Origin of the sequence: Halobacillus karajensis (assembly GCF_900108515.1) — a bacterium.
GTDB classification, from domain to species: Bacteria; Bacillota; Bacilli; order Bacillales; family Halobacillaceae; genus Halobacillus; species Halobacillus karajensis.
Window position 1 is genome coordinate 267,369 of the sequence record NZ_FNWW01000001.1, and the last position, 18,596, is coordinate 285,964.

The following is an 18,596-nucleotide window of genomic DNA, read 5'->3' on the forward strand; positions in this document are numbered from 1 at the left end:
TGCCTCTCCTTTACCATTCAGCTATACTTCTGTCTTTGTGTCTCCAAACTGGGTTTCTCCAATTATGACCTTCTTCTGCACGCTGGCGTACATACTTTTCATCGATTTCAATCCCGAGTCCAGGGCCTTCAGGAAATGCCACGTGACCGTCGTTGTAATCAAAAACGCTCCGATCCTTGACGTAATCCAGTAGATCATTCTCCTTGTTGTAATGAATGCCTAAGCTCTGTTCTTGGATGAAGGCGTTATGGGCTGTCGCGTCTACGTGCAGGCAGGAAGCTAAAGCAATCGGACCTAATGGACAATGCGGCGCCATAGCAACATCATACGCTTCCGCCATAGAGGCAATTTTTTTTACTTCTGTTATTCCACCCGCATGGGAGAGGTCTGGTTGAATAATGTCTACAAACCCTTCAGATAAGAGGTTCTTGAAATCCCACCTTGAGTACATTCTCTCCCCTGTAGCAATAGGAATATGTGTATGGGCGGCAACATCTCTTAAAGCTTCATTGTGCTCAGATAATACAGGTTCTTCGATAAACATCGGACGATAGGGCTCCAGCTCTTTAGCTAGAATTTTGGCCATCGGTTTATGTACTCTCCCGTGAAAGTCAATGCCGATTCCAACGTCTTTTCCAACACTTTCCCGGACACTTGCTACCCGTTCTACGGTTTGATCGATTTTGCTGTATGTGTCAATATACTGGAGTTCCTCTGTCCCATTCATTTTGACAGCTGTAAATCCTGCAGAAACAGCTTCCTTCGCGGCTTTGCCTACATCAGAAGGCCTGTCGCCACCAATCCAGGAATACACTTTAATCGAATCCCGGCATGCACCGCCCAACAGTTGATAAACAGGCGCGTTATAATATTTTCCTTTAATGTCCCACAGGGCCTGATCAATGCCTGCGATGGCGCTCATCAAAATGGGACCGCCGCGATAGAACCCTCCTCTATACATCATATTCCAATGGTCTTCAATCCGAAGGGGATCCTTTCCAATCAAATTTTCCATCAATTCTTCGACGGCAGCTTTGACTGTATGGGCTCTTCCCTCAATGACAGGTTCTCCCCACCCTGTAATGCCTTCACTCGTTTCTATTTTTAGAAACAACCACCTTGGCGGCACTTGAAAAAGTTCATAGCTTACAATTTTCATCATGTCATAGACTCCTTTTTAAATATAATCTTCTTTCAGTTTAATGACTTTCCTCTTCAATAAGGGAGCAAACAATGTTAAGAAAGCTAGACTAAGTAGAACCAGTGTAATTGGTCTAGTGAAAAAGATGCTGTAATCTCCTTGTGATAATACGAGAGAACGACTAAAATTACTTTCCAACATTGGACCTAAAATAAAACCTAAAATCACAGGAGAAACCGGGAACTCATATCTCTTCATAAAGTATCCGATGATACCTGCGATCAGCATAACGATAACATCAAAAAAGTTATTGTTAATGGCAAAAGCTCCAACTGTACATAAAACTAGGATAATCGGCATTAAAACTGATTTAGGAATCAATAAAATTTTTGTAAATAATCGAATCCCCATCAAACCAAAAAGTAAAATAATCATATTAGCTATCAACATACCAACAAATAGTGTATAAACGATCGATCCATTTGTTTCAAAGAGCATAGGACCAGGTTGGATCCCTTGAACCATTAGTGCACCTAATAAAACAGCCGTAACCGCATCACCTGGGATGCCTAAAGTTAAAAGCGGAATCATTGCTCCACCTGTCACACTATTATTTGCTGCTTCAGGTGCCGCGATCCCTTTTAAATCTCCCTCGCCAAACTGACGTTTGTCTTTCGAAAACCTTTTCGCTTCATTATAAGCGACGAATGCTGTAATATCCCCTCCTGCACCTGGAATCATTCCAATAAAAGTTCCTATTCCAGCAGACCTTAAGATGGTTAAAATTAACATTCTAAATTCTTCCCACTTCAGTTTAGTTTTTTCTATAACAACCTTTGCTCGTTTTGCAGAGAATAAATCTCCAATTGAAGTAAAAGCTTCAGAAGCAGCAAAAAGACCAATCATTACAGGTACTAAATCGATCCCATTAATTAAATTTTCATTACCTCCAGTGAACCTGGCAAATCCTGCAATAGGATCAAGTCCTATCGTAGCTACCATTAGACCAAGAGCTCCTGCAATTAATCCTTTAATTAATGTCTTACCAGCGATGCTTGAAATGATCGATAAACCAAATACTGCTAAAGCAAATGACTCAGGTGCACTAAACTTTAAGGCAAATGACGCCATTTGAGGAGCAATAATAATAAGGACGATCACACTTAAAATACCGCCAATGGTAGAAGATAGAGTAGAAATCGTTAAAGCTTTATGGGCGTACCCTTTCTTCGTAAGGGCAAACCCATCTATGGCGGTTGCAGCCGAAGAAGGCGTCCCAGGTGTATTAATGAGAATGGCTGTCAATGAACCACCATAAACGGCTCCAAAATAAACACCTACTAATAATAGAATACCCGCTACAGGATCCATTCCAAATGTAACAGGTAAGATGAGGGCAACACCCATGACGGCGGTTAAACCCGGCAGTGATCCAATCGATATGCCTATGACTGATCCTATGATGATCATAAGAATAACCTGCCACTGCATGGCATTCATCAATCCTTCGAATAACATATAGTCTCCCCCTCTCTATTGGAATAGGCTGCCTACAGGTAGACCCACATTTAATACTTTTACAAAGAAGAGGTATAAGAATGCCAGTGTGCCTATAGGAATGCTTGTTAATACGGCATAATTTTTTACTTTTGCAAAATAAAGTAAAGCCACAATAAATAGCACAGTAGTTATATAAAAACCTAAAAATGGAATGGCAATGATATAGAGACTAGTCATCCCCATAGCCATTAAAGAATGTAGGAAAGGGGGACGACTCCCCCCTCCCCCTTCCTCTCTTTTAAAACTTCCAGCAATGAGAAAGGCGCTAAGAATGAACAATAAAATACAATAGACTCTAGGAATAAACGCTGGGCTTGTCATTTGTAGATCAGATGATGGGAAACTCATCGTCTCATAGAAGTAAATGGAGCAACCTATTATTAAAATAACTCCAATAAATAGATTTGGCCGATTCATAGATAATCTCCTTTTCTATAAATATCCTTCTATTCATTACTACCTAAATCCAAATCTGAAATGATTTCTCCATAAAATTCACTTTCTTTATTCATAAATTGTTGGAATTCATCAGAACTTTTAATTTCAAGACCGAGTCCATTATTTTTCATAAACTCTGTGAATTCTTCTTCTTCCGCTCCCTTAAGAAAAGCATCCTCCAACTTCCCTGCTACTTCATCTGGTGTATCTTTAGGAACCACTAGGCCTCTCCATGTTCCAACAGGTGTAACATCCACACCCTCTTCTTCAAATGTGGGAACATCTTCCATAATATTTGAGCGATCCTTAGACATGACACCTAAGGTCTTTAAATCTCCTGCTTCCACTTGCGGTAATACCTCTGCAGGACTTACGGTTACGGCATCGACATGACCACCCATTAGAGAAGTAACAGCAGGAGCCGCTCCTTCAAAAGGGACATGGTTCAACTTAATTCCTGTTTCTTTAGCAAGGCTTTCGGCTGCGATATGCCAAATAGAACCTGTTCCTGCGTTTCCAACTTTCACTTCGCCCGGGTGTTCTTCTGCATATTTGATAAATTCTTCAACTGTGTCATAAGGGGCATCGGCTGAAACTGTAAGAGCAGCAGGATCCAGGTTCACAAGACCTAAAGGTTTGAATTGATCACTCGTTAACTCAGACATTCCTAGATGATTTAACATTGTAAGTTCCACAAACACCATGCTTACGGTATAACCATCCGGGGTAGCATTTGCTCCTTGTGTCATACCAATAGCCCCACTTCCACCTTCTTTATTTTCTACACCTATCGATTCACCTAAATGATCTTCTGTGGCATCTGCAAGTGCTCTAGCTGTAGCATCCGTTCCTCCACCAGCTGCTGATGGGACAATTAATGTAACCGGTTTTTCTGGGAAAGAAGAAACACCTTCCTTGCTGGCCGATGTACTTTCCTCTCCACTACACCCTACGACTAGCAACAATACACCCAAACAGAAGAAATAGAAGTAATTACTTAAAAAATTCATATTCACCCTCCTATGATTAAACGCTTTCACTTATTCACAAAATACGATTGCCCCACTTCCAATGTTCCATATACCGTCGCCCTTTCGACCTGCTCATCATCGGCCAGTACAATTGAAGCGGAGTCACTAACATGGGTGAGCAAGTGGTAAAAAAGACTTCGTAAAGGATCTGATCCTCCGACCATAATCCATGAAACCTCCTCTTCTTCGAGCATCTGCTCTAAAGCTTCCATATCATAAGAAAGTATCACGCCTGCATAATAATTCGCACGTTCATTCTCATCTAATTTGGAAAACAAATGCAGCAAACGAATATGATATAAACTCCGTGTCACCCCAACTTTGCGAGCAGCCTGATAACCTTTCATGACATACTCCGGGATAACTTCCTCCACGAGTTTTTCATTTAAGGAGTCGGAAATGATCGTTTGGTCTCTGACCGCCTTTAACACTTCGCCCCCAAGCGTGGACCGACATCTAAGTAATTCTCGATTTTGCCCGACTAACACATACTTTGTATGTGACCCCGGCAAGATCATTAATCCTTTACCTTCTGTATTGATTTGCTTCAGTAAACCATAGGCTTCCACTTCCTCCCCTCTCATAACATCGTATTGATTGATCACGCTTAACTCTTCCTCTAAAGAGTCGGTCACGGCGTTTTTCATTCCCGGCACATAAAGGCATGGAATGTTGAGGAATTCCTCTGCTTTTACTACTTGCACAGCTCCGATAAAATCCTCAAGGCTTGCTGGGGATTCAATATGGGGCACTTCATGCAGACCCAAATTAGAAGTAATCATTCCAGATGCAACGATGTATTTGACCTCTCGTTGAGTGAGCGAATGTTCAGCGAGTACTTGTTTTACTCCCTTGGATAGCTCCTGTTTTAATTGGTTGTTATGGCCGTCAATAGCAGTATTTCTCACCCCTACCGGCAGCTTTATAACCTCAACAATCTCTTTTTCCTCTTCATGTACTAATCGAATTCGCGAATTCGTTGTTCCTGAATCAATTAAAATAATCAACTTCTCACCACATTCCATTATTGTTTGATCGCGATTTCATCCCGCTTCGTAATAAAATTCATAGCTTTCGCTTTTATTTCATCGAAATCTGCATCATTGCTGACTAATGAACTTCCTATTCCGACAGAGTGCCAGCCTGCTTGAAAATAATCACTCACATTATCAAGCGAGACACCCCCAACGGCCATAACGCTGAGAAAAGGGAGCGGACCCTTTAAATCTTTTGCGAAACTTTCCCCAACAGACCTTGCTGGGAAAACTTTTACAAGCCTTGCTCCCCATTCATACGCGGTTAAAGCTTCTGTAGGTGTCATTACCCCCGGGATAACAGGGACCCCATACCGATTTCCTACCTGAATGGTTTCCTTGCTTAAGGTGGGGGCGAGTAGAAAATCCGCTCCTGCCTCGATAGCTGAACGCGCATTCTCTCCATCAAGGACTGTTCCTGCCCCGACGAGGAAATCATCGTAACGTTGTTTTATTTTCTTCATTCCTTCTAATGCTCCCGGTGTATTTAAGGTGATTTCAATCACCCTGATACCGCCTTCATATAAAGATTGGGCCAGCCTATCAACATGTTCGATACTATCCAGCCTTACAATAGCCACAATCTTCTCCTCATTAATCCGTTCGATAGCTTGATTCATAGAAACCCCCTCGTTCCTTATTAAGGAACACCGTTCCAATAATAATCCAAAAAACAGGAACAGCTATTTCAATATTTTACAAAAGTATATCCTTATGTGAAAACGCTGTCAACTGTTTGGAGACCCTAACAAGCTAGAAATCTCTCGAGAAACCCTTAGCACCTCTACAGAAAGATATTTCAACTTCTCTTCATCCACTCTCATTATTGGGCCTGCTACGCTGATTCCTCCAACCACATCACCATGATAATTAAAAAGGGGGGCCGCTGCACATTGAATGCCTTCTTCATGCTCTTCCAAGTCAAAAGCCACACCACGATTTCTAATTTCCTGTAAGTGTTTCTTCATTTCTTTTTGGTCGGTAATCGTGTTTTCTGTGAACTTCATCATTGGACGTTCGGTTAATACCTCCTCTATTTTCTCTTCAGGCAAGAAAGCTAAAATCGCTTTGCCCACCCCCGTACAATGCATCGGAGCCCGTTTGCCGATTCTAGAGAACATACGAATCGTGGCTTCTGATTCGGTTTTATCAATATAGACGATTTCTAACTGATCCATCATAACGAGGTGAACCGTTTCTCCTGTTGTTTCTGCTAATTGATTTAAATACGGAGCAGCTGTCTTGCGGATATTCAAATGACTGGAAACCACTTCGCCAAGTTCGATTAATTTCAGTCCCAGCTGATACCTTTCATTTTCTATCTCCTGCTTGACAAATCCTTGCAGCAATAGAGAACTTAATAACCGGTGAACCGTACTTTTAGATACGTCTAAGCGGTGAGAAATCTCTGTTACACCTAAACCTTTCGGATGTTCTTTTAATATATTTATGATATTTAAAGCTCTATCTACGGATTGAACAGTAACCACATCTTTTTTTTTCATTCATTCAACCGCCTTTCTCTCTAGTATCATTTGGATTATATCATAGTCCTTTTACTTATTAGGTAAGAAGTCGACCCTTTAATGACAGGAATCAAGGATTCTCTAAAGCTATAACACAGGAAGATATAAATCCCTCTCAGGTCGAACCATGAGAGGGATTTTGGTAATTTACAAAGCCTTGACTAAGCCGCCATCAACCACGAGCGACTGTCCAGTCAAGTAAGTATTGGCACCGGAAGCAAGAAAAACGATGGCTTTAGCAAACTCTTCAGGTTCTCCATAACGCCCCATAGGGATGGACTGCTCTGTCTTTTTCTTCAACTCTTCCACAGACGTGCCTAATTTCTTCGCACGTTTTTCATCGAGGGCTGCAACTCGATCCGTCGCTATTCTTCCTGGTCCTACCGTATTGATAAGGATATTATCACTAGCTAATTCTTGTGATAGGCCCTTTGCCAGTCCTACAATTCCTGCCCGAAAAGTATTAGAAAGAATCAAATTATCAAGAGTTTGCTTGATGGAAGAAGAGGCGATATTTACAATCCTCCCCTGTTGCTGCTCTTTCATTGACGGCAGTACTTCTCGGATAGTGCGAGTAAAGCTGAGAAGATTTAACTCAAAAGCTCTCTGCCAGTCTTCATCTGAAAATTGATCGAACGTACCTGCAGGTGGTCCGCCGGCATTGTTGACCAATACATCGACCTTTCCATTCCATTCGATAGCTTTTTGAACTAGTTGTTCAATATCATCTTTTTTTGTGACATCGCATACCTGATACTCAACCTTTTGATTTCCGCTCACATCCTGGATTTCAGCTTTTGTGTTTTCTAATTCTTCCTGATTACGGCTTGAAATTAATACGTGAGCCCCTTCTTTAGCGAATTCCATACTAATGGCTTTTCCTAATCCCTTACTTGAAGCTAATACCACTACAGATTTGCCTTTTAGCTGAAGGTCCATAAGGTATTCCGTCCTTTCTATTGTTTTTTCAAATCACTTACTGGGTTTCTTAATGATGGAAAACCATCAATCTGACATTCTATGATATCTCCATCTTGAAGTACAATGGCTCCTGGTGTCCCTGTAGATATAATATCACCTGGCTTTAATGTCATCACTTGAGAGTGGAAAGAGACAAGATGATAGGGAGGGAACGTCATGTTTTCTACTTTATTCGATCGGTGTACCTCTCCGTTAAGAACAGTGGAAACCTCCAGTTGATCCAGATCCTGGATCTCACTTGGTGTCACTAGTTGGGGACCAAAGCTGAAAAAGGTGTCAAAACTCTTAGAACGAGTCAAATACCGCGGGTTGCGTTTTAGTATATCTTCTGCCGTCATATCAATCACCGTCGTATACCCAGCAATGACCTGCTTCGCTTCTTCTACGGAGACATCCCTGCATTCCTCACCAATAATAATCCCTAATTCCGCTTCCCCTGTTGTCCGTTCCGATTGATGGGGGATACGAATCCTATCCCCTGGTCCGATGATTGTCGTGTCTGGCTTCATGAAACTCGCAGGTTCTTTCTGTGGGGCCTGTTCATCTAAATCAGACGCATGATCGACATAGTTCAGTCCAATTCCCCAAATTTTTCTGGGATGTCGGTAAAGAGGGAGATTTTCTAAAGATTCGCTTCGCTCTATTTGGTCGATCTCTTCTGTAGATTGATCCCTCCACCACCGCTGGAAGGCTTTGAAGTTTCCCGTCTGAATCAATTCAAATAAATCACAAGGCCAAGATTTGTTGAAGTGTTCATTAATTGAAGACAGCAGGATAGCTTTTAACGCTTCATCCAGGACAGCAGCTTGTTCTTTTCCCTCGTGTTCTATCGATACGAATCGCATGAATACACACCTTTCCCATTTATAGTGCCGAACGATGTTGCTGAATATCCTTTGTTTTTCTCAAATTCGTCCATAGAATAAGCCCAAAGGCAGACAACCCGATTACGTCTGTAAGAATCCCAGGATAAATGAGCAACACCGCTCCTATACCTGCGATCAATCGCAGCCAACCGGGAACTGCTGTTTTGAGATAGCCCTCTGTCATTATGGATAATAGGAGAACTCCTATCAGGGACGTAACCGTAATCAGAATGATATTGACGATAGTGGCATCAATCATAAGCATTTCGTGTGAAAACACAAACATAAAAGGAACGATGAAACCGGCGATGGCAAGCTTCATTGCCTGAAACCCTGTTTGGTTCGGATGCCCACCGGCGACTCCTGCACCTGCAAATGCAGCCAAAGCAACAGGTGGCGTGATATTGGCAAAAATTCCAAAGTAGAACACGAACATGTGAGCGACAAAAGTAGCCGTCTCCGTCGATCCCGCAAGTTCTCGGTACAAAGGAAGCTGCAATAATATCGGGGCTGCCATCGTACTTGTGATAATATAGGTCGGGATACTTGGTAAGCCCATCCCTAATATGATAGAGGTAATCATCGTAAGCCCGAGGGTAATGAGTAACTGGATAAGCGGACTATCGACCGCGCTTCCGATACTGACAATGCTATTAGCAATTTCTAATGCTACCCCAGTTAAGGAAGCGATTCCTACGATAATCCCCACAGCCCCACACGCAATAGCTACAGGGACGGTGGTTTTCGCTCCATCCTCAAGAGCGCGCAAGCAGTCTGTAATTCCTACTTCGTCCCCGGTAATGTTCATGATCTTTCTACCAACATTGATAGCTAATGGAATCACGAGAATAAGGATCAGCTCCCACCAGTCGCCTCGGACATTCGGCATACGGCTTCCCGTAATCAAAGCAGATAATTGCGGTTGGAAAATTAAAAATAAAGAAATGGCTACAATGACAGGTAACATCCTTCTTGAACCTGCAATGACGATGGTTGCGATAATGGACCAAAATGCGGCATAAAAAGGGGTCTTCCCTGAGAAAAGCAAATAAAGTAATGTCAGCATTGGAATAATCAAGTGACCACGTTCGGCTATTACTTCCTTTAAAGAGGGCAGTTCACTTTTCGGCAATCCTTGTAGTCCACGCTTGGCTGCCCGAAAATGAACTTGTAATAAGATCCCTACATAAAATAAAAGTGCCGGTATGATTCCAGCCAAGATGATCTTTGTATAGGCAACATTGAGATTCTCCGCCATGATAAAGGCAGCGGCCCCCATGATCGGCGGGAGGATTTGACCGCCTACGCTGGCTGCTGATTCAACAGCCCCGGCGAAGTTTTTCTTGTACCCGATTTTTTTCATTAAGGGAATCGTGAAGGTTCCTGTCGTCACGACATTGGCGATGGCAGAGCCATTGATTGATCCTAGGAAGCCACTCGCTATGACGGCCACTTTTGCTGGCCCTCCCTTGGTATGACCCGCTACGGCAAGGGCTAAGTCATTAAATAGCTGCCCCATTCCCGACCTTCCTAGAAAAGCTCCAAATAAAATAAACAATATGATATAACTGGCCGATACGCCGATAGCCGTACCAAGGACTCCTTCTGTGAGGAATACCAATTGAGTGATGATCTGCTTAGATACATTTATCAGAACGGGCATGGTCAATTCTGGATAGACTGATAGTTTCACATAAAATCCATAAACCAGAAACCCAAGCCCAAGGAGAGCAAGGCCCCACCCCGTCACTCTTCGAGTAATATCAAACAATAATAGAATAATGAGGATCCCTACATAAAAATCCATATCAGTGATTTGTCCGCCAGATTGAATGATACGTTCAGCCGTGGCTAACATATAAATGGCGATAAATAAAGACAAACCTGCAGTCATGTAATCATACAAAGGAATGCCTTTGCTCCCCCTCTTCCTTATAAAGGGATACATAAGAAAACCAAGTGTCATCAATGTATAGAGGTGGATACTTCTTTGTTTAATATCCACCAGGGAACCTGCATAGGAGGTGTATAAATGAAATAATGATAACGTAATAGCTAATATCGATATGGTCAAAGCCATCGGTTTAGCAATATTTATCCTGGTTGTGCTTTCGCGATCGTACTTTTCAGCTACCCCACTTTTTTGCTTGTTCATCCCTATTCACCTCTCAATTTCACTAAAATGTAATATCTGATCGAATTCAGTAAAGAATGTTGACCAACATTGATTTGATAGGCTTTGTTCTTATCCAGGTTAAAATTGGCATCCTTTCCATATAGGAAGCGGTGATCGGTGTGTGTGCCTGTCCTTAGTGAGAGATGGGTGCCTATCGTCTGATTGATATCTGTCATATATACCCAGCCATCTTTGATATAGGTTTGCTCCCCCGTATCATTGGGAACACCCGCCCCAAACGTTTTAAAACGAGTGCCTGTCAGTTTAATCATCCCATCTTGCAAAACAAACATTTCTTCCCATTCCTCTTTCTCTACCGAATGCCTCCACCTTACCTTGAATTCTACTTCCTCTTTGTAAAGGTGAAATATTTGCACCGTGTCTCCTGATGTAATGGATAGCGTCGGAACCTTAACCATCATCAGTAAAGCGATAACCAATCCAATAACAAAGGCGAACAAAAACAGGCGTTTCCATATCATCGAATAAAAAAGGGGCACCAGAATGATGCCCTGTTTCCTTTACTCTAGAATGCCTTGTTCTTCATAGAATTTCTTGGCACCAGGGTGAAGCGGCGCAATTAAATCTTTGGCAATCTCATCCCGGTCTAATTGTTTCAGGGCCCCGACAGACACTTCTTCTGTACCAAGGTACTCATAGTAACGTTTGGTCATGTCATAGACGACATCTTCACTCAAATCAGGAGAAACGATGATCATATTCTGGATGCCGACAGTTTCCACAGATTCTTCCAGACCATAACTTGCTTCATCCCCAGCCTCGATCGTATTTGCTTTATAGAAAGGATATTTCTCCATCAATGCCTCTGCGGTATCTCCTTTGATTTCAACAAAATGAATATCCGTTTGCTGCATTAAATCGGTTATATTACTATTGGGAACACCAGACGTAAAGAATGCCGCATCCAAGTTCCCGTTCTTCATTTCTTGCACACTATCCGCATAACCTGTGTGGGTGACTTTTGATAGATCATCATAAGTAAGGCCAACGGCTTCAAGAACCTTTTGAGCGCTTTGTTCTACACCTGAACCTACCTTCCCGACTCCTACCTTCTTCCCTTCTAAATCTTCAATGGAAGATATACCACTCTCTTTTAATGCCACCACTTGTACAACATTCTGATACATCCCGGCCATTGCTTGAACATCGACAGCATTTCCGTCAAATTGTCCCTTTCCTTCAATCGCATCATAACCCACATCACTCATGATTATCGCCATCTGATTCAGGCTGTCCTCGATATTCTGGATATTCGCAACAGACGCTCCTGTCGATTCAACCGTGACATTATCTATACTGTCACTTTCTTCAAATACTGGTTTCAATGCACCACCGATCGGATAATAAGTTCCTGATGTTCCCCCTGTACCGAGAACAATCGATTCTGATCCAGATCCACTTGACCCTGACGCTTCCTCCGAGCCTCCATCACCTCCACAAGCTGCTAAAATAGTGGTAAACGCTAAAGCTAACACAAATAATAAACGATTAAACATTTTCTGATCCCCCGTTTCGAAATATTCTAAAAATAATGATAACGCTTACAAAACAGATTTAGAATAATATGTACATATTGGACATTTTGGTCTTTTTGGTCTTTTGTACAATAAAAGCCTTAGCATAGTTCTATGCCAAGGCCTTACCCTTTCATTTGATACCGATTCACAGGACGACCAACTCCCCCGTACTGTATTTCAATCTCTACTTCCCCTATTTTTTGTAGATATTCTAAATAACGTCGTGCGGTCACTCGAGCGATTCCGATTCCATCTGCCACTTCCTCGGCAGATAAGGAACTCCCTCTCTGGTGAAGGAAATGTGTGATTTGTTCAAGGGTTTGCTGATTCAGACCTTTAGGCAGTTCCTTCACTTCTCCCTTCCTATATCTGCCAATCAGCCCATCCACTTGTTCCTGTTGAAGTACTCCTTCCCCACTCACCTTGGAATGATAGGTTTTATAATTGATTAACGATTGTTGCAGTCTTTCGAATTTGAATGGCTTGATGATATAATCAACCACCCCATTTTGAAACATCGAACGGACCATTTCTTTATCCTTAGCTGCTGTGATTACAATAACATCAATATCGAAGGCATACTTCCGAATTTCTTTTAATGTATCCATTCCGTCCATACTCGGCATATAGATATCAAGGATAATAAGGTTTGGAGATAACTTTTCAGCAAGATACACGCCTTCTTTTCCATCAGAAGCTATATCAATCACTTTGAAAGGGGGTACCCTTTCAATAAATTGCCGGTTCACTTCTTGTACCATCGGGTCATCTTCAATCAATAACACTTCCATAACCTGTTGCGGTTTGCTCATATACATCCTCCTCGTAAGCCATAGGGATATGAATGACGATGCTTGTCCCTTCCCCTTGTTTAGAGATGATTTCTATATCTCCTAAACCTTTTCCTACGATATTTTTCACCAGGTACAATCCGATTCCTGAACCTTTGTTTCCTTTGGTCGTGAACCCCTTGTCAAATACCCTGCTGTGTTTATCTTCAGGAATCCCTTCCCCATTATCCTCTACAGCAATTGTGCAAAAGTGACTGTTTTGGGTGATCGAAATATCAATCCATCTTTGCTCTCGCTTGACATGGTCAAAAGAGTGGAAAGCATTCTCGATCAAGTTTCCCAAAATCAGCACGAAGTCATGTTTATCCAATAAAGGGGGGTATTCATTTAATCTGCTCTGTTCATCAATAGCTACTTCAATTCCCAGCTCTTTCCCCCGACTCACCTTGCTCAGTAGCAAACCAGACAAGCTGTAATCTTTAAAATGGTTCACTAAAAATCTGGATAATTTCTCTTGTTTCTCTGACGTTTCGAATACAAAATTCAATGCTTTTTCCTTTTGATCCAGTTGAATCAATCCTGCTATGGTATGTAGTTTATTCATATGCTCATGATTCTGGACTCTCAAGGCATCCACAAATGCTTTTACCCCCGTCAATTCTTCAGCGAGTTTGGTTACTTCTGTACGATCTTGAAAAATGGCAACCGCTCCAATTGTATGATTATCCACACGGATCGGGATTCGATTACTCATAATTAACGTACTTCCTAGACGAATTTCCTCATTGAAAGCCACTTCTCCTGAAGAAAGGACATCAGCTAATTTAATATCTGGAATGACGTTTTCAATCCATTGATGAGTGTAATCTCCGTGGAGACCAAGAATCGTCTTTGCTTTCTCGTTTATGATGGTAATCTTCCCTTCCTTATCAATAGCCACTACTCCTTCGTTCATCGCTTGAAAGGTTGCTGTCCGTTCGACGAGCACCTGAACAATTTCGTGAGGTTCTAAACGAAAGGTTTGCTCTTTAAGATGCCGGGCAAGAAGCCATGAACCCGACACTCCAAAAAGGGAGGTCAAGAAGAGAACAAAGAGGATTTCATTTTTCATCTCTAAAAGGATTTCCTGGAAGGAAGGGAGGAGGTTGCCGACGATGACCACCCCTATTTGCTCATGATCATCATTCATCACAGGTACAAATCCTCTAACAGCTATACCAGATTCTCCTTTCGCTTTTGAGGTATAGCTATGCTCAGCAAAAGCAGGACCTTCATCTTTTCCTGAAGATACGGTCCCAAGCTTTTCTTTTACAGGGTGAGAATAACGGACACGGTTCATATTCAAGACGACGATATAATCAGAGCTGTTGACTGTCCTGATTCTTTCTACCATGGGATTGATTCGGTTCCATCCCTCTGATTCTGTGAGCCCTTCTTTCAATGCAGACAAATTCGCTACTGTCCTCCCTGTGACGAGAGCATGCTCACCGAGCGACTCTTCTTTTGTTTCTATTGTATTTCCAATAATGATGATGCCACCAATCAAAATAGCAAAAAGAACAATCCCAAATGATAGAATTGTAATTTTCCACCGGATTGGCATACGTGTCAGTGACATAACCATTCTTTCTTCCCCCTCTAGTAATTCTAGTGTATCACTTAAAAGTCTCCCTATGGTACACTGATGTAAACGATTCCAAGAAAGGGGTTGTTCCTTTGAAAACTTTCGCAGCTATTAGTCTATTCATTTTCACAGGAATCTTTACAGCTCTTTTTTTTGGGTTCGATTTAAGCGAAGCTTCTGAGTCCCTAGAATATGACGACGAACAAGAGGGGCTAGAAGATGAGATCGTTATTAAATTCAGTCACGTCGTAGCCGAAAACACCCCTAAAGGGAAAGCGGTCAGAAAGTTTGCTTCACTCGTCCAAGATTGGTCGAACGGGGACATTAAGGTAGAAATCTATTCTAATGGGACCCTTTACAATGATCAGAATGAATACACAGCATTAAAGGACGGCCATATTCAAATGATCGCTCCAGCTACTTCGAAACTGACCGAACGTTTTCCTCAATGGCAAGTTCTTGATCTTCCTTTCGCGTTTCCCAGTTATGAGGCTGTAAAACAAGCTTACCAAGGGGAAATTGGCACCACATTATTAAACACTGTAGAAAAAGACGGCATAAAAGGGATGACTTTTTGGTACAACGGATATAAACAAGTGACAAGTAATAAGCAGCCGCTCCTTGTTCCAGCTGATTTCAACCGTACACACCTTAGAATCATGCCGAGCCCAATGATAGAATCTCAATTTCAGTCTCTTGGGGCCAGCACGAGCAAACTTCCCTTTAACAAAACATACAGCAACCTCGAAGTCAATTTCATTAACGGACAAGAAAACACACCATCGAACATCTACTCCAAGAAACTTTTCGAAGAACAAGCGTATATGACGATAAGCAACCATGGCTACTTAGGGTATGTCGTCCTCATCAATGGGACATTCTGGAAGGACCTTTCTAAAGAACATCAGACGATCGTCCAAGAGGCACTGAATGAAACGACCGACTGGATTTGGCGTCATTCAATCGAGATGAATGATGCCCATCTCCGGAAGATAAAACGGGCAGACTCAATCGACGTTCACTACTTGACCAACGAACAAAAAGAATCGTGGAAGCAGACGTTTGAACCTGTATATGAAGAAGCTGAAAACACCATAGGAAAACGGTTGATGGAAGAGATCTATACGATACAGGAGCAATACTAATAAGGATAGGGGAGAAAGAAAATGAAAACCATTTTTGTTGCCGGACATTCAAAATTACCGACTGGGATTGCTGCCAATCACATTTCGGAATCCTTGACTCTTACGTTAGAAATTGATAAAAAATACGGAGTTATTTTAGACGCCTCTTGTACATTAGCAACCGAACATGGGAGAGGGTTCATTAAATCTTTATTAAAGGGATACAGCTTGAAGGATGGCATTGATGAACCCGTAGCAAGATTGAAAGAAGGCTATTTAGGTAAAGCCGGGAATGCTCTCGAGGCTGCATTAAAAGACTCCTATAAACAATACCAACTGCACCAATAAAGCCACGATTTGTGACTTTTGAATGCTATGATATCTCTTATATTTACGTGCTGGTACTAGTGAATGGAGGATTTATCCTAAACTATCTGCGTTTCGGGCCGTGAACGACATCCACGTCATCTCCTAAATGGAAAAAAGGGCCAGAGTTTTTCTGGCCCTTCCCTTCAGCTTACTCTCGTATATTCTAATTGAGGTAATCGTCTGGCAATCTCTTTACCAATTTCTAATGAAGCTGTCGCTGCCGGAGACGGTGCATTACAAACATGGACCGAACGTTTACCTGTAATCAAGTGGAAATCATCGACGAGCTGGCCGTCTTTCAACATCGCCTGGGCTCTTACTCCCGCCTCTGTGGGAATGACGTCATCCGCTTGTATTTCCGGAACTAGGCGTTGAAGACTCTTCACAAAGCTTTGTTTATGAAGCGAACGAACCATCTCTTTCATCCCTTCTTTCACATTGGCTCGTGCCATTTTCCAAAAACCAGGAAATGATAAGATATCAAGCGTGTCCTTTATATGAAAATCCGTTTTTCGATAGCCTTCCCGTTTAAAACTCAACACAGCATTCGGTCCAGCATGAATACCTCCATCGATCATCTTGGTAAGATGGACACCTAAAAATGGAAAGTCCGGGTTTGGAATCGGATAGATAAGCCCTTTGACCAGATGATTTTTCTCTTCTCTCAGCTCAAAATACTCTCCACGGAAGGGGACGATTCTTAGATCTGTATGAATTCCCGCCATTTCCACAAGACGATCACTGTACAAACCTGCACAGTTGATCATGAAATGAGAATGGAGGCTATTCTCTGGCGTATCGACCACCACTTCATTTTCGCGTTCAGATATATCTACAACCGCTGATCCAAGCATGAAGTCTGCTCCCGCATGTTCTAACAGTTCCTTAAGTTTTTCGCTTACTTTACTATAATCAACGATTCCTGTACCTGGTACCCTTAATCCAGCTATGCCATTGACATGTGGCTCGATATCTTGAAGCTCCTCTTGATTGATTTTTGTTACATTCAACCGGTTTTGTTGGACTCGCTCATACAAAGCTTCCATTCTCGGAAGCTCTTCTTGTTCGGTTGCAACTAGCACTTTCCCGCAAACTTCGTGAGGAATGTCATGATCCTGACAGAACTTAACCATCGTGTTCCGACCCTGAATGGCCATCCTCGCTTTTAAACTGCCTGGTTTATAGTACACCCCAGAGTGGATCACACCACTATTTCTACCGGTTTGGTGAGCAGAAATTTGTTGCTCTTTTTCCACAATAACCATTTTTGCATGCGGATATTTTTGCATAAGAGCATATGCTGTTGATAAACCGACAATTCCGCCTCCGATAATCACATAATCATACATTCCTATGACCTCCTACTACTGTACAAACCTTCCTCTTTGTCGCAAAAGTTCTCTGTGTAATTCAGGATTTCTCTCAAAACTAGCTCTTCCATGGAGCCAGAACCGATTGTTCAACATTACTAAGTCGCCTACAGGCAGTTCCAACTCGATAAGCCCAGACGATTCTTCCATCGAATGAGACAATCCTCTTAAATATTGGGCCTGTTTCATTGTTTCCGGGTAGACAAACTGATCGATGAAACAGATACAAGGTTGGTTATTCCACTCATAAAACGTCTTGCGCTGGACCTCCTCAGAAACATTCTTACTAGCAGGAGCTTTATAAGTAAACGGGTAGGAAGCAAGCGGATGGTTATAGTAATAGTCGAATTCCTCCCAGTCATCCAAGTGAAGGAGACGGGAACTTCCACCTACCGCATTCTCCTCTTCCATTTTCATCATGAGCAACCAATCGGTCGGTTCATCCACATACGTCCCATCTGTGTGGAGAGTGAACCTTCGATAAGCTTGGCGGAGATACGAGTCACTATCATCTGTATGTTTGACTGAAAAACGCGCATAGTACTTTTTCGACATGGCATCAAAGTTCGGGATACCTACTATATGAGTCAAAGCCGTAGAAAACTTCACATAGTCCTGAGGAGCTGTCGTACGATTACCAAGTCCAATCGTAAAACCTCCTGAGTTGCGGTCATTCAAAATGTTACGAATCCTCTCCCCAAAGTTTTCATCTACTAATTCAACAAGTGTATAAGCGATCATCAAACGCTGATAGGGAATATATTCCAATTGTTCATCGCTAATATCTTGCACTTCTTCTAAAAAGCGATCAATGACGTCCCTCTCTAACTCAATGTGGTAAAGACGTTCATGATCAGCATGAGGTCGAATACGATATCCTTCACCAGTAAATGTCGGTAAACTTTCTTTTTTCATCTCCATTGCACACATAGTTGGTACCCTCCATTTTTTTATCGGATTCGCTCTTATGGGCCCATAAGATTAAAAAAAGCCAGTCTTCCCCCCCCCTTCGAAGGAAAAACTGGCT

At 42.1% G+C, this 18,596-nt stretch carries 18 protein-coding genes; 2 read left to right on the plus strand and 16 right to left on the minus strand.

Annotation, left to right across the window (positions count from 1 at the left end; translation table 11 throughout):
• Positions 1-10 precede the first annotated feature (10 nt).
• From dgoD to BLW54_RS01345, 14 genes are all read right to left on the minus strand, one after another.
• Positions 11-1,159 carry a galactonate dehydratase gene (dgoD, locus tag BLW54_RS01280; RefSeq protein ID WP_074733355.1) on the minus strand — a complete coding sequence of 383 codons (1,149 nt, stop codon included), beginning with the start codon at positions 1,157-1,159 and terminating at the stop codon, positions 11-13.
• An 18-nt stretch (positions 1,160-1,177) separates the two neighbouring features.
• A complete protein-coding gene (locus BLW54_RS01285; RefSeq protein ID WP_083391452.1) occupies positions 1,178-2,659 on the minus strand; it encodes a tripartite tricarboxylate transporter permease in 1,482 nt (493 codons plus the stop codon).
• A 15-nt stretch (positions 2,660-2,674) separates the two neighbouring features.
• Complete coding sequence (locus BLW54_RS01290; RefSeq protein WP_074733028.1) at positions 2,675-3,118, minus strand: tripartite tricarboxylate transporter TctB family protein; 444 nt, start codon at positions 3,116-3,118, stop codon at positions 2,675-2,677.
• Between the two features lie 29 nt (positions 3,119-3,147).
• Positions 3,148-4,149, minus strand: coding sequence for a tripartite tricarboxylate transporter substrate binding protein (locus BLW54_RS01295; protein ID WP_074733029.1), 1,002 nt, complete (start codon positions 4,147-4,149; stop codon positions 3,148-3,150).
• A gap of 26 nt (positions 4,150-4,175) precedes the next feature.
• On the minus strand, positions 4,176-5,177 hold the full coding sequence (locus BLW54_RS01300; RefSeq protein WP_167358777.1) for a 2-dehydro-3-deoxygalactonokinase: 1,002 nt from the start codon (positions 5,175-5,177) through the stop codon (positions 4,176-4,178).
• Between the two features lie 17 nt (positions 5,178-5,194).
• Positions 5,195-5,824: a bifunctional 4-hydroxy-2-oxoglutarate aldolase/2-dehydro-3-deoxy-phosphogluconate aldolase gene (locus BLW54_RS01305; protein ID WP_035506311.1), complete on the minus strand. Its 630-nt coding sequence runs from the start codon at positions 5,822-5,824 to the stop codon at positions 5,195-5,197.
• A 108-nt stretch (positions 5,825-5,932) separates the two neighbouring features.
• Complete coding sequence (locus BLW54_RS01310; RefSeq protein WP_074733031.1) at positions 5,933-6,709, minus strand: IclR family transcriptional regulator; 777 nt, start codon at positions 6,707-6,709, stop codon at positions 5,933-5,935.
• Positions 6,710-6,877: 168 nt separating this feature from the next.
• Complete coding sequence (locus BLW54_RS01315) at positions 6,878-7,669, minus strand: SDR family oxidoreductase (RefSeq protein ID WP_074733032.1); 792 nt, start codon at positions 7,667-7,669, stop codon at positions 6,878-6,880.
• Between the two features lie 17 nt (positions 7,670-7,686).
• Positions 7,687-8,556, minus strand: a complete 870-nt coding sequence (locus BLW54_RS01320; protein ID WP_074733033.1) for a fumarylacetoacetate hydrolase family protein — start codon at positions 8,554-8,556, stop codon at positions 7,687-7,689.
• A gap of 19 nt (positions 8,557-8,575) precedes the next feature.
• Positions 8,576-10,732: a TRAP transporter permease gene (locus BLW54_RS01325; protein WP_074733034.1), complete on the minus strand. Its 2,157-nt coding sequence runs from the start codon at positions 10,730-10,732 to the stop codon at positions 8,576-8,578.
• 2 nt (positions 10,733-10,734) lie between these two features.
• Complete coding sequence (locus BLW54_RS01330; RefSeq protein ID WP_051744023.1) at positions 10,735-11,235, minus strand: DUF1850 domain-containing protein; 501 nt, start codon at positions 11,233-11,235, stop codon at positions 10,735-10,737.
• 39 nt (positions 11,236-11,274) lie between these two features.
• On the minus strand, positions 11,275-12,270 hold the full coding sequence (locus BLW54_RS01335) for a TAXI family TRAP transporter solute-binding subunit (protein WP_074733035.1): 996 nt from the start codon (positions 12,268-12,270) through the stop codon (positions 11,275-11,277).
• A gap of 143 nt (positions 12,271-12,413) precedes the next feature.
• Positions 12,414-13,103 (minus strand): response regulator, encoded by a 690-nt coding sequence (locus BLW54_RS01340; RefSeq protein ID WP_074733036.1) that lies wholly within the window; start codon positions 13,101-13,103, stop codon positions 12,414-12,416.
• Positions 13,063-14,700 (minus strand): ATP-binding protein, encoded by a 1,638-nt coding sequence (locus tag BLW54_RS01345; RefSeq protein ID WP_181949646.1) that lies wholly within the window; start codon positions 14,698-14,700, stop codon positions 13,063-13,065. Before BLW54_RS01345 ends, BLW54_RS01340 begins: the two co-directional genes overlap by 41 nt.
• Positions 14,701-14,798: 98 nt before the next feature.
• Between BLW54_RS01345 and BLW54_RS01350 the strand changes: the two genes are divergently transcribed.
• Together BLW54_RS01350 and BLW54_RS01355 are read left to right on the plus strand one after the other, a co-directional pair.
• Positions 14,799-15,851: a DctP family TRAP transporter solute-binding subunit gene (locus BLW54_RS01350; protein ID WP_074733037.1), complete on the plus strand. Its 1,053-nt coding sequence runs from the start codon at positions 14,799-14,801 to the stop codon at positions 15,849-15,851.
• A gap of 21 nt (positions 15,852-15,872) precedes the next feature.
• Positions 15,873-16,178: a DUF3870 domain-containing protein gene (locus tag BLW54_RS01355; RefSeq protein ID WP_074733038.1), complete on the plus strand. Its 306-nt coding sequence runs from the start codon at positions 15,873-15,875 to the stop codon at positions 16,176-16,178.
• Between the two features lie 164 nt (positions 16,179-16,342).
• Here the strand turns inward: BLW54_RS01355 and lhgD are convergent, their stop codons facing one another.
• Together lhgD and glaH are read right to left on the minus strand one after the other, a co-directional pair.
• Positions 16,343-17,548, minus strand: coding sequence for an L-2-hydroxyglutarate dehydrogenase (gene lhgD / locus BLW54_RS01360; protein ID WP_074733039.1), 1,206 nt, complete (start codon positions 17,546-17,548; stop codon positions 16,343-16,345).
• 15 nt (positions 17,549-17,563) lie between these two features.
• Positions 17,564-18,499: a glutarate dioxygenase GlaH gene (gene glaH, locus BLW54_RS01365; protein ID WP_074733040.1), complete on the minus strand. Its 936-nt coding sequence runs from the start codon at positions 18,497-18,499 to the stop codon at positions 17,564-17,566.
• Positions 18,500-18,596 lie beyond the last annotated feature (97 nt).